General features: G+C 34.4%; 17 protein-coding genes. 10 read left to right on the top strand and 7 right to left on the bottom strand.

The window, feature by feature from the left end:
• Positions 1 to 18 precede the first annotated feature (18 nt).
• The 7 genes from ABD011_RS04335 to bglX all read left to right on the top strand — a co-directional run bounded on the left by ABD011_RS04335 (position 19) and on the right by bglX (position 8105).
• The gene (locus ABD011_RS04335) at positions 19 to 783 is read left to right on the top strand and encodes an SDR family NAD(P)-dependent oxidoreductase (RefSeq protein WP_343796079.1); all 765 of its coding nucleotides are present in this window, start codon (positions 19 to 21) and stop codon (positions 781 to 783) included.
• Between the two features lie 93 nt (positions 784 to 876).
• Positions 877 to 1899, top strand: a complete 1023-nt coding sequence (locus ABD011_RS04340) for a sugar kinase (RefSeq protein ID WP_131505998.1) — start codon at positions 877 to 879, stop codon at positions 1897 to 1899.
• 9 nt (positions 1900 to 1908) lie between these two features.
• Complete coding sequence (locus ABD011_RS04345) at positions 1909 to 2577, top strand: bifunctional 4-hydroxy-2-oxoglutarate aldolase/2-dehydro-3-deoxy-phosphogluconate aldolase (protein ID WP_131505997.1); 669 nt, start codon at positions 1909 to 1911, stop codon at positions 2575 to 2577.
• Between the two features lie 6 nt (positions 2578 to 2583).
• Entirely contained in the window at positions 2584 to 3105 is a 522-nt protein-coding gene (locus tag ABD011_RS04350) for a LacI family DNA-binding transcriptional regulator (protein ID WP_131505996.1), read from the top strand.
• A 249-nt stretch (positions 3106 to 3354) separates the two neighbouring features.
• Positions 3355 to 4416 (top strand): SGNH/GDSL hydrolase family protein, encoded by a 1062-nt coding sequence (locus ABD011_RS04355; protein ID WP_343796084.1) that lies wholly within the window; start codon positions 3355 to 3357, stop codon positions 4414 to 4416.
• 12 nt (positions 4417 to 4428) lie between these two features.
• The gene (locus ABD011_RS04360; RefSeq protein WP_343796086.1) at positions 4429 to 5814 is read left to right on the top strand and encodes a sialate O-acetylesterase; all 1386 of its coding nucleotides are present in this window, start codon (positions 4429 to 4431) and stop codon (positions 5812 to 5814) included.
• 5 nt (positions 5815 to 5819) lie between these two features.
• Positions 5820 to 8105, top strand: coding sequence for a beta-glucosidase BglX (gene bglX, locus ABD011_RS04365; protein WP_343796088.1), 2286 nt, complete (start codon positions 5820 to 5822; stop codon positions 8103 to 8105).
• A 107-nt stretch (positions 8106 to 8212) separates the two neighbouring features.
• Here the strand turns inward: bglX and ABD011_RS04370 are convergent, their stop codons facing one another.
• From ABD011_RS04370 to ABD011_RS04400, 7 genes are read right to left on the bottom strand one after another with little or no spacing between them, the layout of a single operon-like run.
• Positions 8213 to 10372 carry a glycoside hydrolase family 9 protein gene (locus tag ABD011_RS04370; protein WP_343796090.1) on the bottom strand — a complete coding sequence of 720 codons (2160 nt, stop codon included), beginning with the start codon at positions 10370 to 10372 and terminating at the stop codon, positions 8213 to 8215.
• 6 nt (positions 10373 to 10378) lie between these two features.
• Positions 10379 to 11731 (bottom strand): glycoside hydrolase 5 family protein, encoded by a 1353-nt coding sequence (locus ABD011_RS04375; RefSeq protein WP_343796092.1) that lies wholly within the window; start codon positions 11729 to 11731, stop codon positions 10379 to 10381.
• A gap of 2 nt (positions 11732 to 11733) precedes the next feature.
• A complete protein-coding gene (locus ABD011_RS04380) occupies positions 11734 to 13272 on the bottom strand; it encodes a glycosyl hydrolase (protein ID WP_343796094.1) in 1539 nt (512 codons plus the stop codon).
• A gap of 11 nt (positions 13273 to 13283) precedes the next feature.
• A complete protein-coding gene (locus ABD011_RS04385; protein ID WP_343796096.1) occupies positions 13284 to 14465 on the bottom strand; it encodes an AGE family epimerase/isomerase in 1182 nt (393 codons plus the stop codon).
• 3 nt (positions 14466 to 14468) lie between these two features.
• Entirely contained in the window at positions 14469 to 15656 is a 1188-nt protein-coding gene (locus ABD011_RS04390) for a glycoside hydrolase family 130 protein (protein ID WP_343796098.1), read from the bottom strand.
• 2 nt (positions 15657 to 15658) lie between these two features.
• Positions 15659 to 17497 carry a sodium:solute symporter family protein gene (locus tag ABD011_RS04395; protein WP_343796100.1) on the bottom strand — a complete coding sequence of 613 codons (1839 nt, stop codon included), beginning with the start codon at positions 17495 to 17497 and terminating at the stop codon, positions 15659 to 15661.
• A 3-nt stretch (positions 17498 to 17500) separates the two neighbouring features.
• Complete coding sequence (locus ABD011_RS04400) at positions 17501 to 18607, bottom strand: glycoside hydrolase family 26 protein (protein ID WP_343796102.1); 1107 nt, start codon at positions 18605 to 18607, stop codon at positions 17501 to 17503.
• Between the two features lie 203 nt (positions 18608 to 18810).
• Here ABD011_RS04400 and ABD011_RS04405 point away from each other — a divergent pair, with 203 nt between their 5' ends.
• The 3 genes from ABD011_RS04405 to ABD011_RS04415 all read left to right on the top strand — a co-directional run bounded on the left by ABD011_RS04405 (position 18811) and on the right by ABD011_RS04415 (position 24723).
• Entirely contained in the window at positions 18811 to 19689 is an 879-nt protein-coding gene (locus ABD011_RS04405) for an AraC family transcriptional regulator (RefSeq protein WP_129759309.1), read from the top strand.
• 286 nt (positions 19690 to 19975) lie between these two features.
• Complete coding sequence (locus ABD011_RS04410; RefSeq protein ID WP_343796105.1) at positions 19976 to 23131, top strand: SusC/RagA family TonB-linked outer membrane protein; 3156 nt, start codon at positions 19976 to 19978, stop codon at positions 23129 to 23131.
• Positions 23132 to 23187: 56 nt separating this feature from the next.
• Positions 23188 to 24723, top strand: a complete 1536-nt coding sequence (locus ABD011_RS04415; protein ID WP_343796107.1) for a RagB/SusD family nutrient uptake outer membrane protein — start codon at positions 23188 to 23190, stop codon at positions 24721 to 24723.
• The last annotated feature ends 2 nt before the right edge of the window (positions 24724 to 24725 follow it).

Genomic DNA, 24725 nt, shown 5'->3' on the forward strand with positions numbered 1-24725 from the left:
AAAATTAAGATAAAAAACATGAGTGAATTTAAAGGAAATGTAGCAGTAGTAACAGGAGCAACTGGAGGTATTGGCTTTGAAGTTGCAAAACGATTAGGTAAGGATGGTTATACGGTTGTTCTTAATGGTATTGATGATGAGGCTGGAGCCCAAAGGCTTAAAGAGCTTCAAGATTTAGGCATTACAGCAGAATATTATGGTTTTGATGTAACAAATGAAGAGCAAGTGTCAAATAATATAAAGACTATAGGAGATAAATATGGTAAAATAGATGTGGTTGTTAATAATGCAGGTGGCTTAGGTGGTCGATCTAGATTTGAAGAAATGACTACTGAATTTTACAGGTTTGTAATGGCGTTAAATCTTGATTCTACTTTTTTTGTTTCAAGAGCAGCTATACCTTATCTTAAGAAAAGTGAAAACCCTTCAATAATAAATTATACGTCTATAGCAGGATGGAATGCAGGTGGACCTGGAGCAGGAATTTATGGAACTTCTAAAGCTGCAGTACATGCTATAACTAGAGCATTAGCAAAAGATTTAGCAGAGTATGGTATTAGAGTAAATGCAGTTTCTCCAGGAACAATTGACACCGATTTCCACAAACAAATAAAATCCACAAAACCTGAGGTTTTTGCTTCTTGGAAAAATAATATCCTACTAGGAAAATTAGGACAGCCTGAACAAGTAGCTTCTGTTGTTTCATTCTTAGCAAGTGAAAATGCTTCTTTTTTAACAGCTGAAACTATACAGGTAACAGGTGGTCAAGGATTAGGTATTTAAGTTGATTGAGCTGTAATTTTAAGCCAAACAATAATTTAAAACTTGTTGTTTGGCTTTTTTAAATGAATAATAAAGAGAGATTAAATACCAAAGATGAGTAAAATTGTAACATTTGGAGAAATAATGTTAAGACTTTCAACTGAGAGGCACTTGCGTTTTTCTCAAGCAAAAACGTTTTCTGCTACTTATGGCGGAGGAGAATTTAACGTAGCTGTTTCTATGGCTAACTATGGTTTTCCAGTTGAATTTGTTACTAGACTTCCCAACAACGAGATTGGAGGTTGTGCATTAAAAGAAATGCGAAAGTTTAATATAGGCTCAAATCATGTTCTTTATGGAGGCGATCGTTTAGGGATTTATTATCTTGAAACAGGAGCAGGAACACGTGGTAGTAATGTTATTTATGACAGAGCTAATAGTGCTATGGCTACTATAAAAAATGGAGAAATAGATTGGGAAGAGGTACTTAAAGATGCCACTTGGTTTCATTGGAGTGGTATTACTCCTGCCATTTCCGAAACTGCTGCCAAAGAATGTTTAGAAGCTTTAAAAGTTGCTCATAAATTAGGAGTTACAATTTCATCTGATTTAAACTATAGATCAAAGTTGTGGCAATACGGTAAAGAACCAAAACAAGTAATGCCTGAACTTTTAAAATACAGCAATATTATATTAGGTGATATTGATACAGCATTTTTTATGCTTGGGAAAGACAAGGTGAATCCTAATTATCAAGATGAAAAATCACTACCTGTTCTTTATGATCAGTTATTTAAGATTTGTCCTAATTTGCAAACAGTTGCCACGACATTGAGATATTCAGTAAGTGCATCTCACCAACGAATTGGAGGAGTGCTTTATGATGGTAAAACTATTTACAATGCAGATATAAAAGAGGTTACACCAGTTGTGGATAGAGTAGGGAGTGGAGATGCTTTTATGGGAGGATTAATTTATGGTCTTTTAGAAGAAAACAGTACAAAACAAAGGGCTTTAAATATAGCTGTAGCTGCGTGTTGCTTAAAACATACTATCTCTGGTGACTATAATTTAATAACATTAGGCGAAATTGAAAAATTATTAACAGGTAATGCTGATGGTAAAGTATCAAGATAAATAATAAAAATGGCAAAATATTCGAGAATAGAAGTATTTAATGTAATGAGTGAAACAGGTCTAGTACCATTGTTTTATGATAGTGATATTGATATCTGTAAGCAAATTTTAAAAGCTTGTTATAATGGAGGAGCTAGACTGTTAGAGTTTACAGCTAGAGGAGATTTTGCTCCTGAAGTTTTTACAGAACTTAATAAATATGTGATGGCTGAATTACCTGATATGATATTAGGTGTTGGATCTGTGACAGATGCAGCCTCAGCTTCAACATATATGGCATTGGGAGCTAACTTTATTGTAACTCCTGTTTTTAGAGAAGATATTGCTATAGTTTGTAACCGTAGAAAAATATTGTGGTCTCCTGGTTGTGGGTCGTTAACTGAAATTGCTAAGGCAGAAGAGCTAGGATGCGAAATAGTAAAGTTATTTCCCGGTCAAGTATATGGACCTGATTTTGTTAAAGGTATAAAAGGACCTCAGCCATGGACAAGTGTGATGCCTACTGGAGGTGTTTTGCCAACAAGAGAAAATCTTGAAGGCTGGTTTAAAGCAGGTGTGTTGTGTGTTGGTATGGGATCAAAACTTATAACAAAAGATAATAAAGGTAATTATGATTTGGGCAAAATTGAATCAGATACTAAAAATGTTTTGAAAATAATTAAATCTTTAAAAACTTAAGAAAAATTGAAGTCGTCAGCAACAACAATAAAAGAGATTTCTTCTTTATCTGGTTACTCTGTCTCTACAGTTTCTAAAGCGCTTAATAATAAAGAGGATATTAGTTTAAAAACTAGAGAACTAATAAAAAATATTGCAAAGCAATTCAATTATGTTCCTAATAACTATGCTGTTGCACTAAGAGCAAAAAAGGCTAATGCGGTTGCTGTAGTTTTACCAGAAGTCACAAAGAAAAGGTACAGTCAAGCATTATGTTATCTGCAAAAAACAGCTGAAGACTACGGTTATAAAGTTTTATTATATCAAACATTTAATTCTAAAGTAAAGGAAGGTTATTATTTAAATAGTTTAAATGATGGCTCAATTGATGGTGTTTTTTTAATTTCAGATAAATCCAAAGAACGTAAAGGTTCTGAGGATGAAAAAGTGCCTATTATACAACTTCCCGTAAGCCAACTTAATACAGACAATGAAATAAAGGAATTGTCTTCTTCAAGTTTTGATATGTTTTTAAATCTAAATTACTAACAAGCTTTATTAGATTTGGTGATAATGTCAATTATCACGTTTACCTTGTTTAAAATACATTACTCTGCCCTTTAGATTGGACTAATTATACAGTTGAAAACTTATTTCATTTGTTTTCTTGTTTTAGAAATAGTATAAGTTTTTGAAATTTTTTAATAATTAAAATCAAACACTTTTTGCTAGTTTTATTCTGTAATAAACTTTAGCGTGCGCATTAAAACTACATACCTCTTATTAACGCTTGCTTTTATGTGTTGTAAGAATCCCGAAAGTAAACAATTAGATGTTTTTCAGTCTAATAATGAGGTTTTTAAATATTCAGGAAGAACTATAACAAAAGAGCATTCAGTTGGGTTGATAAGTTCTGCTTCATCGGTTGAATTCAATGTGACAGGAGATTCGTTAACAATCAATATCCAGTCAGAATACAAACCAAGAAACTACTTTGTACTTACAATAAATGATGAGTATCAAAAACGATATACAATTTCTGGAGACACCATCAATTCCATTAAAATAGCTTTACCTAAAACAGAAACGCAAAATAAGGTTGGAATTTTTAAGGCAACAGAAGCGGCAAGTGGTATGGTGCTTTTTCATGGTGTAGAAGCTGAAGCTATTTCTATAGTTGAAAACAATCAAGTATTTACTATTGAGTTTATTGGCGATTCTATAACCTGTGGTGCTTTAATGGATCCTACTGATGTTCCTTGTGATGCCAAAGGAGAATACATAGACCAGCATAATGCCTATTTAGCATATGGACCAATAGTAGCAAGAGCTTTAAACGCTGATTATATTTTGAGTTCGGTTTCTGGTATGGGAATCTATCGTAATTGGAACGACGAGCATAAAGACGAGCCTATTATGCCTGAGGTTTATGAAAATTTATTCCTAAATACTAATGATGGTGTATTATACGATTTTAAGGTGAAGCCAAAGTTAGTGAGCATCTGTTTAGGAACCAATGATATGTCTCAAGGCGATGGCATCAAAGACCGTTTACCTTTCAATCCTAAAACTTATGTAGCACGTTATATAGAATTAGTTGGTAAAGTATATAAGCACTACCCAAATACTCAAGTTGTGCTTTTAAATAGTCCAATGATTCAGGGAGACAAAAACGACGTGCTTATAGATTGCTTAACCCAAGTAAAAGCACATTTTGAAAAGGACTCTAATAGAACAATTCCTATATTTCAATTCAATGATGTGTATGCTAATGGTTGCAGTTACCATCCAAGTATAGCAGATAATAAAGTAATGGCCGAAAAACTAATTCCGTTCTTCAAAAAGATATTGGCCAACTAAACATTTAATTTAATGAAGATTTACAATAAATATATTTTGTGTTGTATAGGTAGTTTGTCTTTTATAATGAGCTCCTTTGCTAATGTCACTATCCCATCTTTTTTTAGTGATTATATGGTGTTGCAACAGCAAGATAATGTTAAAATTTGGGGATGGAGTAACCCTCATGAACCCATAACCATTACTACAAGTTGGAGTAATGATACTATTACAACCAAAGGCACTAATTACGCAAAATGGGAAGCAGTTTTAAAAACACCAAAAGCAGGTGGTCCATATACAATAACAATTAAAGGTTATAATGAAATTAAACTGAATAATGTTTTAATTGGTGAGGTTTGGGTGTGTTCTGGTCAGTCCAATATGGAGTGGACTGCCTCTGCAGGAATTGATGATGCTGAAACAGCAATAGCTAGTGCAAATTTCCCTAATATTAGATTGTTTACAGTGTCAAAACATTCTTCCGAAACACCTCAAGATAATCTGGATGGTCAGTGGCAAACGTGTTCACCAGAAACCATGCAGTACTTTAGTGCAGTTGCTTATTTCTTCGGAAAAAAACTACATCAAGAACTCGACATTCCAATAGGATTGATTAATTCTAGTTGGGGAGGAAGCTATGCCGAAACTTGGATGCCAGAATCAGTTTTTAAAACAAATGATGAATTGAAAAAAGCCTCTGAAAAAATTAATCCTGTTGAATGGGCTCCTTATGAACCTGGTCGTATATATAATGCTATGATTCATCCACTAACTAAGCTTAATGTTTCAGGAGTGATTTGGTATCAAGGTGAAAATAATACAGCAAATTCAAAGTCTTATCATTTAATTTTTTCTGAATTGATTAAATCTTGGAGACAAGCATTTAATAAAGAAATACCTTTTTATTTTGCTCAAATAGCGCCTTATTCTTACCATAAATCTTCTGGAGTAGAAGTTAGAGATGCGCAAAGACGCACATTGGAATTGCCAAATACTGCAATGGTTGTCACTTCAGATATAGGAGATCTTAAAGATATTCATCCACGTAATAAAAAGGATGTAGGACTCAGGTTTGCTCAATTGGCACTTAAGAAGCATTATAATACAATAGATGCTGTTGTTGAAAGTCCGTTGTATGCATCTGCTGAAGTAAAAAACAACAAGCTTTTAGTAACGTTTCATCATGCTGACGGATTATATGCAACGTCAAAGACCAGTCAGTTTGAAGTAGCAGGAGCTGATGAGGTATTTCATTCGGCGAAATTCAAAATAAAAGGAAATCAAATAGAAGTGTTTTCAAAACAAGTAAAGGAACCTATGTATGTGAGGTATGCTTGGGGAAATACTATAGAAGCCAATATATTCAATAAAGTAGGATTGCCAATGTCTAGCTTTACCACACAACTAATTAAATAACAATCATGAAAACAATAAAAATCACAAGAGTTTGTGCAGTAGCAGTTATTTTGCTTTGTCTTGTGAACACAAAAACACATGCTCAAATGGAAGAAACAAAGGTTGATATAAATCAGAAAGTAGAGTCGTTATTATCACAAATGACCATTGAAGAGAAAGTAGGACAAATGAATCTTTATAATGGGTTTTGGGACGTTACAGGACCAGCACCTGAAGAAGGAAATGCTGCCTTAAAATACAATCATCTTAAAAAAGGATGGGTTGGAGCGATGTTAACCGTAAGAGGAGCTGAGGAGGTAAGAAATGTTCAAAGAATTGCAGTTGAAGAATCTAGACTAGGTATTCCGTTGCTAATTGGGTTTGATGTGATTCATGGTTATAAAACTTTAAGTCCAATTCCGTTGGCTGAATCGGCTAGTTGGGATTTGCAAGCTATTGAAAAATCAGCACGAGTTGCAGCTACTGAGGCTTCAGCTTCTGGAATTAACTGGACTTTTGCTCCAATGGTTGATATCTCAAGAGATGCGCGTTGGGGACGTGTTATGGAAGGTGCTGGTGAGGATCCTTATTTGGGAAGTTTAATAGCCAAAGCACGAGTAAACGGATTTCAAGGTGATGATCTTTCTGCTCATAATACTATTGCCGCTTGTGCTAAACATTTTGCCGCTTATGGTTTTGCTGAAGCTGGTAGAGACTATAACGTTGCTGATATAGGAAATGGTACACTCTACAACACAGTACTGCCTCCTTTTAAAGCAGCTTCAGAGGCTGGTGTAAAAACATTCATGAACTCCTTTAATACCTTAAATGGTGTTCCTGTTACTGGAAGTTCGTTTTTGCAAAGAGACATTCTTAAAAGAGATTGGAATTTTGATGGTTTCGTGGTTTCAGATTGGGCTTCTATAAATGAAATGATTCCTTGGGGACACGCAAAAGATAAACGTCAAGCGGCTCAAATTGCTGCAAATGCTGGTTCAGATATGGATATGGAAGGTTATGTTTATATTCAGGAATTAGCGCAATTGGTTAAAGATGGTGTGGTAAAAGAATCGATTTTAGATGATGCTGTTAGACGTATTTTAAAGGTGAAGTTTGAATTAGGGCTTTTTGAAGACCCTTACAGGTATTGTGATGACGATAGAGAAAAAGAATGGACTTACCATGAAAGTTATAGAGAGGCTGTTTTGGATATGGCAAAAAAATCTATCGTGCTTTTAAAGAACGATAACAATTTGCTTCCACTTAAAAAGAATGGTCAAACGATTGCCTTAATTGGTGATTTGGCTGATGATAAGTCAAGCCCTCTAGGTAGCTGGAGAATCGCTTCAGATGATGATACTGCGGTTTCTGTATTGGAAGGTATGTCGTCTTACAAAGGCAACACATTAAACTTCTCTAGAGGTCCTGAAGTTTTTGAAGGCACTTCAACCTTTTTACAAGAAGTAAAGATTAACACTACTGATACCTCTGGTTTTGATGAAGCTATTGCAACAGCTAAGGCAGCTGATGTTGTGGTTATGGTGTTAGGTGAACATGGTTTTCAAAGCGGAGAAGGTAGAAGTCGTACCAATTTAGATTTACCAGGTCTTCAGCAAGAACTTTTAGAGGAAGTTTATAAAGTAAACCCTAATGTGGTGTTAGTTTTAAACAACGGAAGACCACTAGCTATTGAATGGGCAAGCGAGCATATTCCTGTCATTGTTGAAGCATGGCATTTAGGAACTGAATCTGGAAATGCGATTGCTAACGTATTATATGGAGACTATAATCCAAGTGGTAAATTGCCAATGTCTTTTCCTAGAAATGTAGGTCAAGCACCAATTTATTACAATAATTACCCAACAGGAAGACCAACCGATAAAGATGGAAACGTATTTTGGTCGCATTATACTGATGTTGAAAAAACGCCTTTGTATCCATTTGGTCATGGTTTAAGTTACACCACTTTTGAATATTCAAATTTAAAAGTAACCAATACTTACAAAGAAAATCAGGAAGTAAAAGTGTCTTTTACGCTTAAAAATACGGGAAGTTTAAAAGGTAAGGAAGTAGCGCAATTATATATAAGGGATTTGGTTGGGAGTGTTATACGACCGCTTAAAGAACTAAAAGGATTTGAGTTAATTGAGTTAGAAGCAGGTACATCTAAAACGGTTGAATTTGTGCTTACCAAAAAGGAACTTGGTTTTTATACGAACCAAGGAGAATTTGTGGTAGAATCAGGTGATTTTAAGGTGTTTGTTGGTGGTAATTCTAATGCTGAATTAGAGCAAGGCTTTACTTTGGAGTAAACTAACATGAATAATGTTTAAGTGTGTGCGTATACGTCACTTCGAGTAAAATTCTGCAAGAATTTTGTATCGAGAAGTGCATTTTTGAAGGAAAATTTCGCGTTAAACTACTCTATTTTTTTAATCAGTTTGATAGTTTTACTACTTTGATTGTTAAATAGTTTAGCCAAATAAATACCTGATGTTTTAATCGTTTTACCAATACTACAATTTTGGTTGCAATGCCCTTTTTCAATTGCTACACCTTTTAAATCATAAATGATATAGTTGAATGGTTTTGAAACTTGAACTGTCAAACTATCTGTAAAAGGGTTTGGTGAAAACGAAACGTCGTTAAAAACATTATCTTTTACAGAAAGCGAACTTGATCCATTCACAAAGTGTGATAGCAATCTAATGTAAGCCACTTGATAGCCATTACTGTTTTCGGTGACTTCCCAAGAGTTCATGGGCCAACTTGTATTAAAATCGTCATAGGCTTTCTGTTTAGGTTGATCTTGAATTCTTGCAACTTGAGTTGCATCACATGTTAAACCAGAACAACCAGAAGGACAGCATCCATCCCAATTATAGGAAGGGTTTGGTCCACCTGTTAAAAATCCAGGAGCAGGTCCATAAGGGTCGTTTAGTACGTTATCCCAATCAGTTCCATCTCCAAACCATGTATGGTAAAATTCATTAACGCCATGGTCAGCACCATAATCGTACATGTTAGATAAGTAACAAAAGTTTAATGGATTTACACCGTGTAAGTAATGAATGTAACGTTCAGCAGCTCGCATAGCATCTGCATTATTAGAGCTGTTAACGTCGTGTAATGCATAGTTAGTAAACATTAATCCTTTTCTGGATTTGATGCCATTACTTCCCCAAACATAATCTTCAAGATGTGCTAAATAAGGATCGGTTTCGTTAGTTAATGCTTCAAAATTACTAGCAGAATTCATGCTGTTTTGATACACTGTTTTTATTTCATTTGCTACTGTAGCGTCTACATTTTCAAGACTGGAATAGTATAACAAGTTATCCTGATTGCCTTGTTCAAAAGGGAAAGCATAATTCCAAAGAATGAGATGAATATCTTGATAGTTGTTTTCTACAAAAGTTTTCATTGTAGAATTGATGCTAGCGTCTTCAGGTAAACTTGTATTAGTTAAATCATAAAGATGAATAGCTGCTCTCATTTTTAAGGCAAATCTGCCATAATCATCCGTTTCTTGCTGTCCTGCTCCAATACCAACTGAACTATAAGAAGAACTGTTGTTTTCCCAAATAACATTTGGATTAGTATCTGCCCAATTCCAAGCGTTTAAAGCACTTTGTCTTAGCGTATTTGCATAATCTGACATGCCTAATCCTTCAAAAACTTTAGATCCTAATGCAAATGCTCCTGCAGAAGATAGTGTAGCAGTTGTGTTGACGCCTCCATAAAGACTTTGTCCTGTTGCTGATGAAGGTGGAGACGCATGGTCCAAATCCACTATACTAATCATGGAACCATTGGTTTCTTGTAGTCTTAGCAAGTGATCCATTCCCCAAATAATTTCATCGATAATATCAGGAGTTCCGTTGTTGGAATATGGTAAATCATAATCATCGCTCCAAGCATTTGGATTTTCGATATAAGCTTTTAGTAAATCAAACACATAGTTTGCAGTCCAATGTGTGTATTTGTTGTAATCGCCTGCATCATACCATCCACCACTCAAATCTTTTTCAGTTGAAGCATCATTTGGTGAATCCCATTTCCTACACTCAGTATCTTGCAGATTTCCTAAATGACTTGCGCTATCAGCCCAATCACTTCCTGCGTAAGTCACATTTTTTTCATAACCTGCACGCTGATAGAAAAATGTTCTGACTGCATGTTTTAAAACTTCTTCATAAACATCATCAGCTATACTGAATTCGTATGATCTTAAATTTTGATTGATGTCTAATACATAATAGGTTCCAGGAGTTTGATAACTCGAAAAATCAAACCACCAAGCTCTGTCTCCAGAAGAATCATCTTCGTTACCTGAGTTCCAAGGAACAACATTTCCAGTGAATACTTGAGTATCTGTTGTTGCATTTACTAAAGCGTAATTAAAACCAGGAGCAAAGGATTCAGAAGCATCAAAACCAGTTAAAGGATCTCTAACTACAGCTATTTTTTCTGAATTTGTACGATATCCAAATTGGTCAACAATAATATATTTTGATACTGTTTGACCATTGGTAATGACTGTCATCAATAAAAAAGTAAGTGTCGTTAGAACTTTCATAATATATTAGTTTTTTAAGGCATCGTTATGATTTTTTATGATTTCTAAAGTTGAGGTATCACTAGCAAAAACCGAATTTAAACCTTGAGGTTCTTGAGGAGGGTCAGCAGTGAAATCGTCTCCATGTTGCCACTTACCATCACCATCGATATTAGCTTTTCCGTAACCTGCAAATCCCCAAAAATTCAATCCTGCTAAATAGCCTCCTTTTGCTTTGCTTTCAGTTACTTTTTCGCAAACAGCTTGATAAAACGTGTTACGATTGTCGATATTCGCATCTAAGGATAAACTTTCTTTTTCCCTAGGGAAACCAAACTCACTCATGACGATTGGTTTGTTTTGTTTTTTTGCAATTTCTAAATGCTCGTTCATATAAGCATTAGCATTTTCAATGGAGAGTTGAGTGGTTTCAACTTCATTATTAATATCATACCAACCCCAATTTTTTGGCCACATGTGCATAGTTAAATAATCGATATTCGGATTGTCGTGTAAACGATCATACATGTCTATGTCCTGTAAATAACTTGCTTTACCTTCAGCACCTGTTGAAATTAGATGTCTAGAGTCTAACGATTCAATTAAATCAACAGTTGTATTTAACCATTCGGTAAAAGGCTTCTCATATTCTGTTCCGACCATCACTCGTGGTTCATTAGCTACTTGCCATGACATTATGGTGTTATCTTCAGTGTATTTTAAACCAGTATAAGCATTGGTGCGTCCCATTAAAAAACGAACATGATTATAAAATGCTTCTTTACAAGGTTCGCATGAATGGAATTGCATAGTATATTTCATATAATCATCCCAAGTGTATTTGTCAGTAAAAAACGGATTAGGAACTTCACCATAACCATTCCACTCTAAATATTCGCTCATACCACCAGACCAAATCCAGTTGTTATTCATGTATAAAATAGCATACATATTTCTCTTGCGCATTTCAGCCAATAAAAAATCCAATCCATCAAGGAGGTCTTCGTTGTATTTTCCCTGTTCGGGTTGCAAAGCAGGATGAACAGTAGAGTCGCTGCCATCTCCTTCAGCTCCAGCTAGAATACGTAAGTTGTCGATACCGACAGATTTCATTAAATCCAATTCTTTAATGAGTCGCTCTCTATCTCCAATGTTTTTAGCTCCAATTAAAGGACCATACCAATAGTTGGCTCCAATGAAATAATAAGGCTGATCTCCTTTATAGAATTTTCCGTCTTTCACACTCACTAATTCAACAGGATTTAAAGTGTCTTTTGCGGTTGTGGTTTCTTCTTGAGTTGTTGCTTTTTTATCGTCTTTACAAGAAGATAGTGCTAGTAAAGCAGCAAACGCAAGCGTTATTGTTTTTAGTTTTATCATAATTAAGGGAGTTGGTACATGTTAGGTAATTCGTTTTCTAATAAAGACTTTGGTTTGTTTGTAAACTCAATAAAGTCGTTAGCATCTGTCATTCCTGGTATTGGAGTGCAATATGTGTTTTCATTGTTTGACCAAAACATCATAAAAGCAATATGGTTGTTGTTATTGGTAATTGCGTTATAAAGGTTGCTTGAGTAGAAGTTTGAAATAGGGTTGTTATCACCAGGAGTAACAAAGTAACCTGTTTCAGATAAAGCTGCAATTTTAACTTTTTGCTTTGCTAAATCTGATACTATTTTAAGCTTGTTGTTTGCGGCAGTAACTCCACTTTGTCCTTGGTTGTTGAAGTCACCATAGTTGTCCATGGCTAAAATATCTACATAGGCATCACCAGGATAACGCTGTAAGTATAAAGCTTCGGTTGTATAGCTATTGTCAGGAGCATAAGCATAAAGCATATTATTTACACCAAGAGTATCTCTTAGGTAAGTAACCGTAAATTGCCAGCACTCTATGAATTGTTGTGGAGAACAGTAATCGTCTCCCCACCAAAACCAGTTTCCGTCAAACTCATGAAATGGTCTGAAAATAATAGGAACTTTTTTACCATCACTTCCTATTAGGTTATTGGCAACATCTGCTACTTTTTGTAGTTTTTGTTTGTAATACTCATGGTTTGCACCTCCAGGTAAAATACTAGCAAAAGCATTTTCAGCTTGAAACTGTGTCATTTCACTTACGTAGAAATGATTGCCATCATAAGGTTCTCTTAAATGCCAAGTGAACATATTTACCATGCCTTTGTTGTATGCTTCAACAGCATCAGCCATAATAATTTGCTCTTGTTGGTAAAACCAGTTTGAAGCTGTGCCGTCATTATTATCATCAGTAATAAACATAAAATCTGAACCTAAAAGTCCTGGGTCGCTTCCTGTAAGTTTTTTAATATCAGAATCACCAACTGCATTATTGTAGAATGAATTAAACGCGTCTTGTTGGCCTATAATAAAACTGTCTGGAGACATTGTTTTTAGGTTGTAAAATAAAGCTATGGTTTCGTCTGTTGAATTAGGGTTAACCATATAGTTAGCTGTATCTTCGGGTTGTAATACAAATGCTTCTGGTTCTTCCGAAAGTGTCATGGTTGCACTGTTTGGAGTTCCTATTTCTGCATTGTTACTTACTGACACTATCTCAATAATAATAGTTTCATCTCCTTCGGTATCACTGTCGTCAATTACTATTACTGGAATTGAATGTGATGTGCTATTTGCAGGAATAGTTACTTGACTATTTATCGTTTGAAAATCCTCACCATTGGTTGCTGTTCCGCTTATGTTAAGGTTAACAGTTGTGGCAGTGGTTGAAGATCCTGTTAAGGATATATTAAAAGCACCATTAGTAGTTGGTTCAGAAGCTGAACTACCAACTGAAATGGATACTTTAGGATTTACGGTTTCTCCTCCGTTATTGGAATTGTTATCGTCTTTTGAGCAACTAAAGGCTAAAAAGCTTAGTGTTATTAAAAGTAACTTTTTCATTGTTCAATTTTTTAAATATTCATCATTATACATGCTCTTGAAGTATGATAAGGAGCTTTCCACATGCTCACTTTATCTTCTTTATGATAGACATTTCCATTCTTATCAACTCTAAAAAACCATTCTCCATTAACAGTGTCTATAAGATGAGTTTTAGTGAATTCCCAAATTTTTAATGCAGTGTCTATGTAAGTTGAATCATTTTTTATTTGGTAAGCATATTTTAAGCCAACTAAGGCTTCAACTTGTGGCCACCAATGTCTATCAGTGTCTATGTGGTTGGAGGTTAGGTTTTTTTCATTTATAACTGCACCATCAGTATCAATCGCTTCGTTAATAAATGTGTTTGCAACTCTAGTTGCTATTGTGTAAGCTTGTTGTGATAAGTCGTTGTCCTTTAGTGTTTTTGCAGCTTCAATAACAAGCCATATCGTTTCTATGTCATGACCATAAGATACGGAATTGCTGAGTAATTTCCAGTCTTCGTCAAAAAACAAATGGTAATGATTATTACTATTTAAAAATTTGGTTAAGAATAATTCAACCAACATTGTTAGAGATTTTTTAAGCGACTCATTAGGATAGATTTCTAGGAGTGTTGTGTAGGCTTCTAAAACATGAAGATGGGTATTCATGGTTTTTGCAGCGTTCATATCCTTTTCGCTTAAACGCATATCATCAATAGATGACCAATCTTGATTAAGCGCTTCAATATATCCTAGTTTTTTAGTGTCTTTAGCGTGTTTTTCTAATAATTCAAAAAGTTGAATGGCTAGAGATTTTGCTTCTTCATCTTTTGAAAACTTGTAGTATTCTGACAATGCATAAATACCGAAAGCTTGTGCGTATACTTGTTTACGCTTATTAATTGGTTGTCCTTTGTAGTCGAGTTCCCAGTAAAAGCCTCCATATTCATTGTCTTTGAAATAATCTTTTAAATACTGAAAAGAACGTTCGCAAATAGACTGATAAGATTTTGAGTTTAAATAATTTGATGCAGCAGAAAACGACCAAAGAACTCTAGTGTTAAGGATAATGCCTTTATTAGCTTTATCAACAATTTTATTGTCGTTGGTTATTTTACCAACAAAACCACCATAGCTTTGGTCTATGGTGTTGTTGGTCCAATAGGTTAATATGTTGAGCAATTCTGAATGGAGTTCAGATTGCATCGTTTTATAGGCATCATTCATCTATTATGGCCTTTTGTTTTTTTCTATTAAATCTATAATGGTTTGTACTGAACCTGCTGATGTATAGGTGTCTTTAGGTGTGTTAATACAATAGTCAATTAACTTCTCAATAGTTGTTGTTGCTACATGCATGCGTGTATCAGAAGATGCATAATAAATGTAAACTGTGCCATCACTGTCTTCAATCCAACCATTTACAAATAAAACATTAGAAACATCACCAACACGTTCTTCATCTTGAGGACCCATAAAATGACCAGCTGGTTGATGAATCACTTTTGAAATATCATTTAAATCGGTCATAAACATATACAGTGTGTATCTCAATCCTGCAGCAGTGTTTCTTACACCATGAGCAATATGTAACCAACCTTTCTCGGTTTTTATAGGAGCTGGACCTTGCCCATTTTTAAGTTCAAAAATGGTGTGGTAAACTTTATTGTTTATAATTTTTTCGTTTTCAACAACAGGATTTAGCATATCTACAACATAACCTAATCCTATTCCTCCACCATTACCAATATCTATAAACCCATCTTGAGGTCTGGTATAAAGCGCATATTTTCCATCTACAAATTCAGGGTGTAAAACAACATTACGTTGTTGGCCAGTGTTAGAAATTAAATCAGGTAAGCGTTCCCAATTGATAAGGTCTTTGGTTCTAACAATGCCAGCATTAGCAATAGCAGAGCTAGTGTCTCCAGCTTTTGCATTTGGGTCTTTGCGCTCAGTACAAAAAATACCATAAATCCAACCGTCTTCATGTTTAGTCAAACGCATGTCATAAACATTTGTGTCTGGATTTCCTTCTATTTGAGGGATAACACAAGGTTTGTCCCAAAATTCAAACTGATCTATTCCGTTAGGACTTTCAGCCATTGCAAAAAATGATTTTCGGTCATTACCTTCAACGCGAACACAAAGCACGTATTTGTCATTCCATTTTATAGCTCCTGCATTAAAAGTGGCATTAAAACCTATGCGTTCTAAAACATTAGGATTGGTTTCTTCGTTTAAATCGTATCTCCAATGTACAGGAATATGGTCGGCTGTTATTATTGGGTTTTTATAACGATTATAAACTCCATTTTTGCTATGTAAAGGTTCGTTTTTTTTGTTTATCACTGCTTCGTAATCCTGAAAAACCTTTTCAAGTTTATAGCTTCTTACATATAGATCTTTTCGCATCATAACTAATCTAATTTTTCATCTAATTTATTCCACCAGAATTTTTTCAATAAGAATACACAAATCACAAGTATAACTACTGAAATGTATATTGGTGTTTGTTGTCTAAATATTATATACATTGGAAGTATTACAAGGGTAGTTTGAGCAATAATTCCAATAACTATGTTGAACATATCTCGTCCAAAATCTTTGTTTCTTTTAAGGCTTGGGTCTTCGGCTAAGAGTTTGTCGTGTACTGGTTTCCAAAAACCCCAAGGACGTACGTTTTTGTAAAATGATTTTAGCACTTCATCGTCAGTTGGTGGAGCAGAGTAGGTGCCAATTATGCTTCCTAGTATTGAGACAACCAGAAGTATTGGGAATAGATATAAGCTAAGAATATTAGGGAATAATTCAGGAACTATTGCTGCTGATAATAAACCTGCAACCATTCCCCAGAAAAACCCTTCTCCATTAAATCGCCACCAGTGCCATTTTAAAATATTAGCACCAACGTAACTACCATAAAGTACTGAGACGATCCATTGTAATACAGAGTTTACATCTTTTGCGAAAAACCCTAAGACAATGCTAATAATAACTACTATGATACCTGTGAGGTAATTCATGTTTCTGGTTTGATTTGCATTGGCGTTAGGTTTTACATATTTAAGGTAAATGTCATTTACAAGATATGCTTGAGCCGCATTTAATGTGCCTGCAAATGTAGACATGAATGCTGCTATTAAACCTGCTAGTAAAAGTCCTAAAAGTCCAATAGGGACAAACTCTTTTATGGCAGTAGGAAGTATAAGCTCAAAATCTATAGTTCCTGTGGCATCCATTAGGTTTAATTTTTCATAGTAAATGAGAGCTAACGCAGCAAAACCAGCTATCATTAAATAACGAATTGGCATTAAAATAACTGAAACAAAACCACTCATTTTTGAGGCTTCAGCTGAGTTTTTTGTAGATAGTATTTTTTGCATGTCGTATGTTGGTGCAGGACCAGCAACACTAACTAAAACACCTTTAAAAACCATCATCATAAAGAAAATGGTGAATAAACCAAAACCGTCTTCTTTTATTTTTTGATTGACTTCTGGGATTATTTCGCTCCAATCCATATTGAGTTCCCAACCAAAGAATGGGGTTTTCCAACCTTCAGGAACATTAAGTACATGTTCACCGACTGCTTGAAAACCAAGGTAGCCTATTACTAAAGCTGCAATAGTCATGATTGCAAATTGAACAACGTCTGCCCAAACAATACCAGACATTCCACCAAGAAGTGAGTAGAAAACTGCAAACAGTGTAAAGATAACACCATAAAAATGTGGTACATATTCTAAAGGAATAGTGAAAGGCACATAGTTGCTTACTAATTCCCAAGGAATAAAAATTTCAATAAATTTTCCTAACCCAATAAATCCGTATGCTAGATAACCTAAACACATAATGAGTGCAAATACAACAACAATGATGTGGGAAAGTTTAGCCCCTTTTTCAAAACCAAAACGTGTTCCTATCCATTCAGCACCAGTTGTTGCATTAGAGCGCCTTAACCATTTAGATAGGTAAACCATAAGGAATATTTGGTTAAATACTGGCCATAGCCAAGGTATCCATGCGCTTTTAATACCATAAACAAACATGAGTGTCACCAACCAGATGGTTCCTGAAATATCAAACATACCTGATGCGTTGGAAAGCCCAAGCATATACCATGGTATAGATTTTCCACCAAGTAAATAATCGTCTTTGCTGCGTTGAGCTCTTTTTCTTAGAACCAAACCAATTGCAACTATAATTACTAGATATAGTAAGATTATGGCAATATCAATAGGGTGTATTAAATTCATTTTTTAGTTAGTTAGGTCTTCTAAAAATAAGGTTTTTGGTAATGCTTCAAAAGCTTTAAAGTCATCAACAATTGGATGTCCTTTGTATGGCATATAATGATGATCTGGTCTTGCGTTTCTCCAAAATAAAACCCAAGAAATACCAGTGTTTTCTAGGTTAGGATAAAGCACTTCGGTAAACCAGTTTGGTGTTGAAAGTGTTTCTAAGCCAGTTTCGGTAAATGCATATGGTTTTTGTTTTTGGTCAGCAATTTCTTTTACGATAGCTAAATCGTGTTGTAGAGAATTTATAAAACCTTCAGAGTCTTTAAAATCATAAATATCAATCCCAAAAATATCTACATACTCATCACCAGGATAGTATTTCATGTAGTCGTCTGTTGGGTTTAATTTATTAGGAGAATAAGCATATAATAAATTGTTGAGTTGATGCGTGTCTCTTAATAAGTCAACTGTTTCTATCCATAAAGTTTTATAATCTTCAACAGAACAGTTGCCTTCTCCCCACCAAAACCAGCTTCCGTTCATTTCGTGAAATGGCCTAAATACAATAGGGATTGGTTGATTATTAATTTCTACAGATTTTAAAAAGTCCGCTACTCGTTTTACCCATAGTTGGTATTTGTCATGATGTTTTCCGCCTTTAATAATGTCTGAAACAGTTGAGGTTTTATCCCAAGAATCTCCATTAGATGTAGGGTTGTCAGCATGCCAACTTACGGTAATGATTCCGCCTTTTTTGTAAGCGTCAATCATTAATTGACGCATAGTTGTAAAAGAAACTGAGTCTAAGTTGTGAGTGTTGTTGAGCTCAATATGTCCAATGTCAAAACCATAAACTGCAGGAAGTTTACCTGAAACTTCTTTGACATCACTTTTTATAACTTCAGGAGAATCTTCGTGTTTCCAATTTAATCCATAAGAAGTGGCATCTTGATGACCAATTGCAAATCCTTTTTTTGAAATTGTATAAAGTTTAGAAATTAGATCTTCAGTATCAATTGAACGTTTTGTTTTGATGTCATCTTTTTCAACAGAAGTGTCCTTTTTTAAATTTTCTTTTTTGTCATTTTTACAAGAAAGTGGCAAAAAAAGAAAAAATAGTATCATTACTTTAATGCAAATTGTTTTATTTAAATAAAATGGATAGTTTTTTATCATTTTTTATTTTATTAATAATTTTATGCAATATAAAATGAAGATTTTATAATTTAGCACGCTGACAATTATTTATTGTTCAAAATTAACTATACAAAATTCAATTTGATGATATTATTTTATCAAATTGTTAAAATATTATTACATCATTATATATGGATATTTTAAAAAAAGTGCATAGGGAGATCACTCCTTTGTCTCCAGAAGATAGTTTTTTGGTTTTTGATAGGGTAAAAGATGATTTTGATTTTCCTATTCATTTTCATCCAGAATATGAGCTGAATTTTATTAGTAATGGTAAAGGAGTAAAAAGGGTTGTAGGTGATAGTATTGAAGAGATTGAAGAGGTTGAGCTTGTTTTGGTTGGTCCTAATCTTCATCATGGATGGTTGACGCATAATTGTAAGAATGACGATATACATGAGATTACAATTCAGTTTCATCAGCATTTGTTTGCAGACGAGTTTTTGTCAAGAAAAATCATGAAGCCTATAAAAGAGATGTTTGACAGGTCGGTTCATGGTATTTTGTTTTCAAAAAAAGTGGCTTTAGATTTAAAGGAGCGTATTTCTAGGCTTTCTAGAATTGATGGGATTGACTATTTTCTCGAAATTATATCTATACTTCATGATTTAGCTAACTCAAGAAATCAAAGGCTTTTATCGACCTATACAGTGAATAGGGAAAACTTTGAGAACAGTGATAAAATTAAAACGGTTTATGAGTATGTTCAGGAGAATTTTGATAAAAAAATAACCCTGTCTGAAGTCTCTGAGTTGGTAAATATGAGCAATGTGTCTTTTAATAGATTTATGAAAAAACGTACTGGAAAAACATTTGTTGACTATGTAAATGACGTTAGAATAGGGTATGCTTCTATGTGGTTGTTAGAAAGAGATAATAGTATTTCTGAGATAGCCTTTAATTGTGGGTTTAATAATATTGCTAATTTTAATAGAGTTTTCAAAAAATTGAAAAACTGCACTCCAAGCCAGTATAAAACGGAGTTTTCGGGTATAAAACGTATACTCTAATAGTATTAGCTACAAAAGACTATACTATTTTGTTATTCTGCGCACATATATAGATGATATTGGTGTCTATATTTGTTTTTTTAGCTCTATTTAGTGTTGTTTGTTGATTGTTTGAAAGTTTTTATAAAAAATTATATAAATAATTGACAAAATAATATTAACACTAACTTAACATTTCCTTTAATTTTGATATTGACAAAAAACACCCTTTATAATTACGCATATTATAATTATTGAGGTATAAATATTCAAAATGTACAATTTACTGTACTAACACTAAAAAAACATGCAAAAAATCAATTTAAAAAACATTTATGGTAGTAGGTACTACTATACTTTTTTACTGTTTTGTTTAGTTGGTCAACTAGCTTTTGCCCAAACCCAGGTAAAAGGTGTGGTTACTGATGAAAATGGTATGGCACTTCCAGGTGTAAACATTCTTGAAAAAGGAACAAGTAATGGAGTGTACACAGATTTTGACGGAAACTATGTGATAACCGTTAAGGATAATGCCACTCTAGTTTTTAGCTATTTAGGTTTTGTAACTCAAGAAACTGCTGTTTCAGGTAGAGTGTCTATTAACGTGACTCTTGTGGAAAGTTTAGAAAGCTTAGATGAAGTAGTTGTGATTGGTTACGGATCGCAATTAAAAGAAGATTTGAGTGGTTCGGTATCAACTATTGATACTGAAGCGTTAAATAATTTGCCACAAGTAAGTGTGGATCAATTAATGCAAGGTAGAGCATCGGGAGTTAGTATTACTCAAAACTCTGGGCAACCAGGTAGTGCTGTTTCTGTGAGAATTCGTGGTGTAAATACTATTTCTGGTTCAGCTGAACCGCTTTATATTATTGATGGAGTTCCTATTTCGGGAGATTCTAATAATATTTCTACAAGTGGTAGATCTATAGCTGATAACGACTTAGGTCAAGGAGATGGAGCAACTGGTGTTAGTCCATTGGCTGCGTTAAACCCAAGTGATATTGAATCTATTAATATTCTTAAAGATGCATCAGCAACTGCAATTTATGGATCTAGAGGAGCAAATGGAGTTGTAATTATCACAACTAAAAGTGGTAAGAATAAAAAAGGGACACTTAGATATAACACTTACCTAGCAATTCAAAGACCAACTAATTTCTATGAGGTAATGGATTTGAGTCAATATGCGAGACTTCAAAATGAAATGGCTGAAATTTATGGGTTGAATCCGCAAATTGAATTTTTAAATCCTAGTCTCTTAGGACCAGGTACTAACTGGCAACAAGAGATTTTTGATGATGCAGTAATGCAAAGTCATGAAGTTTCATTTTCAGGTGGAAGTGAAGATGTAAATTACTTTTTGTCTGCAGGATATTTAGACCAAGATGGAACTGTAATTGGTTCTGGTTTTGATCGTATTAATGTACGAGCTAATGTTGGTGCAAATATTACCGATAAAATTAAAGTAGGTGCTAATCTAACTGCAAGTAGAACAAATGATAAATTAACATTGAATAATGCTACAAACGGTATCATTTATTTGTCATTATTAAATAACCCAGCCACAGCAGTTTATAATCCTGATGGGTCTTTTGCAGGACCAGACTTGGATGATGATTTTAAATTTGAAAACCCAATAGCAAGAGCACTTAGCTTAAGCAATAGGTTAGAACGTAATAGGTTTTTTGGAAATATTTTTGCTGAACTTAAACTAGGTAAAAACCTGACTTACAGAACTGAGTTTGGTGGAGACTTTGGAAATAATGTAAGTGATAGATTTCAACCTACATTCTCTTATGGAGAAATCACAGGAGGCGAAAGTGCATTGAGTGTAAGAAGAGAGAACAACGATTTCTGGATTCTGAAAAACATATTAACCTTTCAAAAGAAATTTAATAATAAACACGATGTAACTGTTATGTTAGGTCAAGAAGCTCAGGAGTCTAAATGGCAAGGAGTAATTGCTTCAGATGGTGAGTTTGTTAGTAACGATGTGCCAATTTTAGGGACAGGAAATGCAATTGACAATACAGATCAGTACAAAGGTAGTACAGCATTGTCTTCATACTTTGGTAGAGCTATTTACTCGTTCGACAACAAGTATAACATCACAGCTTCAATTAGAGCTGATGGTTCTTCAAAATTTGCAGAAGGCAATAAATGGGGATACTTCCCATCAGTTTCAGCTTCATGGAGACTGTCTAACGAAAATTTTATGGACGATTTTGATGCGATTCAAAACATAAAAATTTATGGTGGTTATGGTGAAGTAGGTAACCAAGCTATACCAAACTTTGCTTATGGAGCAAGATTAAATACAGTGTCAACTGGTTTAGGAACTGGTTTTGAGTTTGCAAACTTTGCAAACGAAGACTTAAAGTGGGAATCGTCAACACAAACCAATTTAGGACTTGACTTCTCGGTGTTCGATTCTAGGCTTAACGCTACTGTAGAAGTGTACAATAAAGTATCTAAAGACTTCTTGTATCAATTAGCAGTTACTGATTTTATTACAGGAGGGAATTCTCCAGGAGCAATTGCAGCACCTTGGGTAAACCTTGGTGAAATGGTAAACAAAGGAATTGATGTTACACTTAATTATAAAACAAAAGGTTCACAAGATTTCTCATGGAATTCGTCGTTAACATTCTCACATTATAAAAATGAAGTGAAAGAATTGTTAGGGGATTTAACCATTTTTGGTGAAATGACAATGAATACTTCTAACCAAAACGTAACCATTACTCAAGTAGGTCAGCCTATAGGTTTATTCTACGGTTACAAGGTAGAAGGTATTTTTAGAACACTAGACGATATTAATGGTGCTCCAGTTCAGTTTGGAAGACCTTTTGAAGATGCATTGTTCTCCACTACTTGGTTAGGTGATATTAAGTTTAAAGATATCAATGGTGATGGAGTAGTAAACACAGATGATAGAACAGTTATTGGAAACCCTCATCCAGATTTTACATTTGGTTTCCAAAACTCTTTTAACTATAAGAATTTTGATTTATCGATTTTTATGCAAGGATCTTATGGAAACGATGTGTTTAATGCTGTAAACAGAAGTCTTACTGCAGGAAATCAAACTTACACCAATCAATTACCATCAGTGTTAGATTACTGGTCGGTTGATAATCCAAATGCTAGCAACCCAAGATTAGCAAGAAACGATACGCCAAATATTAATATTTCAGACAGATATATTGAAGATGGTTCTTATTTAAGAATTCAAAATGTAACATTAGGATATACATTACCATCTGATGCAACTAGGACTTTCGGTATCAATAGACTTAGAGTGTATGGTATGATTCAAAATCTTTACACATTTACTAAATATTCAGGATACGATCCAGAGATTGGAGTGTATAATCAAAATGCACTATTAATGGGAGTTGATAATGGTCGTTACCCTACGCCAAGGATTTTCACTCTTGGATTAAATGTAGAATTTTAAAAACATTAGCTATGAATAATATGAACAATTTATTTAAAACTAAACTCATTGTGATAATGGCAGTTGTGTTATGCATGCCATCTTGTAGTGACGACTTTTTAGACAGACCACCAGAAGATTCGTATAACGTTGCCGAGTTTTACGAAACTACTGAGCAGGTAAATGCTGCAACAAATGCACTTTATGTTAGACCTTGGTACAATTTTGTGACTAACGTGTCATGGTGTATTGGTGAATTAAGCTCAGGTAACGGAAGAACTTGGGATCCAAGAAATGCCGATTTTGTGAATTTTGCCATTACTGGTGAACATGGAACATTAACTCAAGCTTGGGAATCTCTGTACGCAGTTGTTGCGCAAGCCAATGCAGTTATTAATACGCTACCAGATGCAGCAGGACCAAGTGTGCCTCAAGATGTTGTTGATAATGCTGTTGGTGAAGCAAGGTTTATTAGAGCATCAGCGTACTTCTATTTAGTTAGAATTTTTGGACCAATTCCAATTATTGCTGATAATAACGAATACGTATTAGAACCTGTTGTACCTCGTAACCCAGAGTCTGATGTGTATGAATTTATAAAAAGAGATTTACAATTTGCCGTAGATAATTGCTACGAAAAAATTAGAGGAGCTAATTATGATGCCAATGCTAAGGTATCTAGTGGTTCAGCTAAAGCGATGTTGGCAAAAGTATATTTATATGAGCAAAATTATCCTATGGCTTATCAGCTAGCTAGCGAAGTTATCAATTCTGGAGAGTTTAAGCTTTATGGAGGTGATGCTGAAGATGGAGACCCATCAGGTAGTTATTACGATTTGTTTTTAACAGCAAACGATAACAACCCTGAATCTATTTTCGCTTTACAATGGACTAATACAGGTATTTATGCAGAAGGTAATGGAGTGCAGTCGCTTTTTGCTCCTGCAGGAGTTACAGGTTTTTCTGATGGTTGGTCAGCAATTGGGCCTTCAATAGATTTACAAGAAGCTTATGAAGATACTGAGCAAGATTTAAGATACTACGCAACAATTATGGCTCCTGGAGCTTTTTATCCAGACCTTAATGGAGGTTACACAGTATCTGAGACTATCGACCATCAAGGGTGTAATGTAGGTGTTAAAAAATATGTAATCGGTTCTGCAGCTAGTAATGGTGGTGGAGCTTCTCAAAGTTATCCAAATAACACTTATGTATTAAGATATGGAGAGTTGCTTTTAATTCATGCAGAAGCTGCGCTTAATGGAGGCGGTTCTACTACTGAAGGTATTAACTCTTTCAATAAAATTAGAAGAAGAGCAGGCTTAGATGAAATTGCTAACCCAACCCTTGAAGATGTATTTAAAGAAAGACGTATAGAATTGGCTTTTGAAATGGAGTTTTGGTATGATGTTGTAAGACAAGGACCAGACTTCGCATTAAATTTCTTAAGCAATACCGAAAGAGGAACTTTTAATGACGATACATCTCCTCCAACAATCAATTCTGAAACCTTTCCAGCATCAATGGACGATTTATTGTTCCCTTATCCTAGTAATGAGATTCAAAACAATCCAGCGCTATTGGAAGCACCAGTTCCTTATGAATTTGAATAAAA

The organism is Gaetbulibacter jejuensis, assembly GCF_039524015.1.
Classification (GTDB): Bacteria; Bacteroidota; Bacteroidia; order Flavobacteriales; family Flavobacteriaceae; genus Gaetbulibacter_B; species Gaetbulibacter_B jejuensis.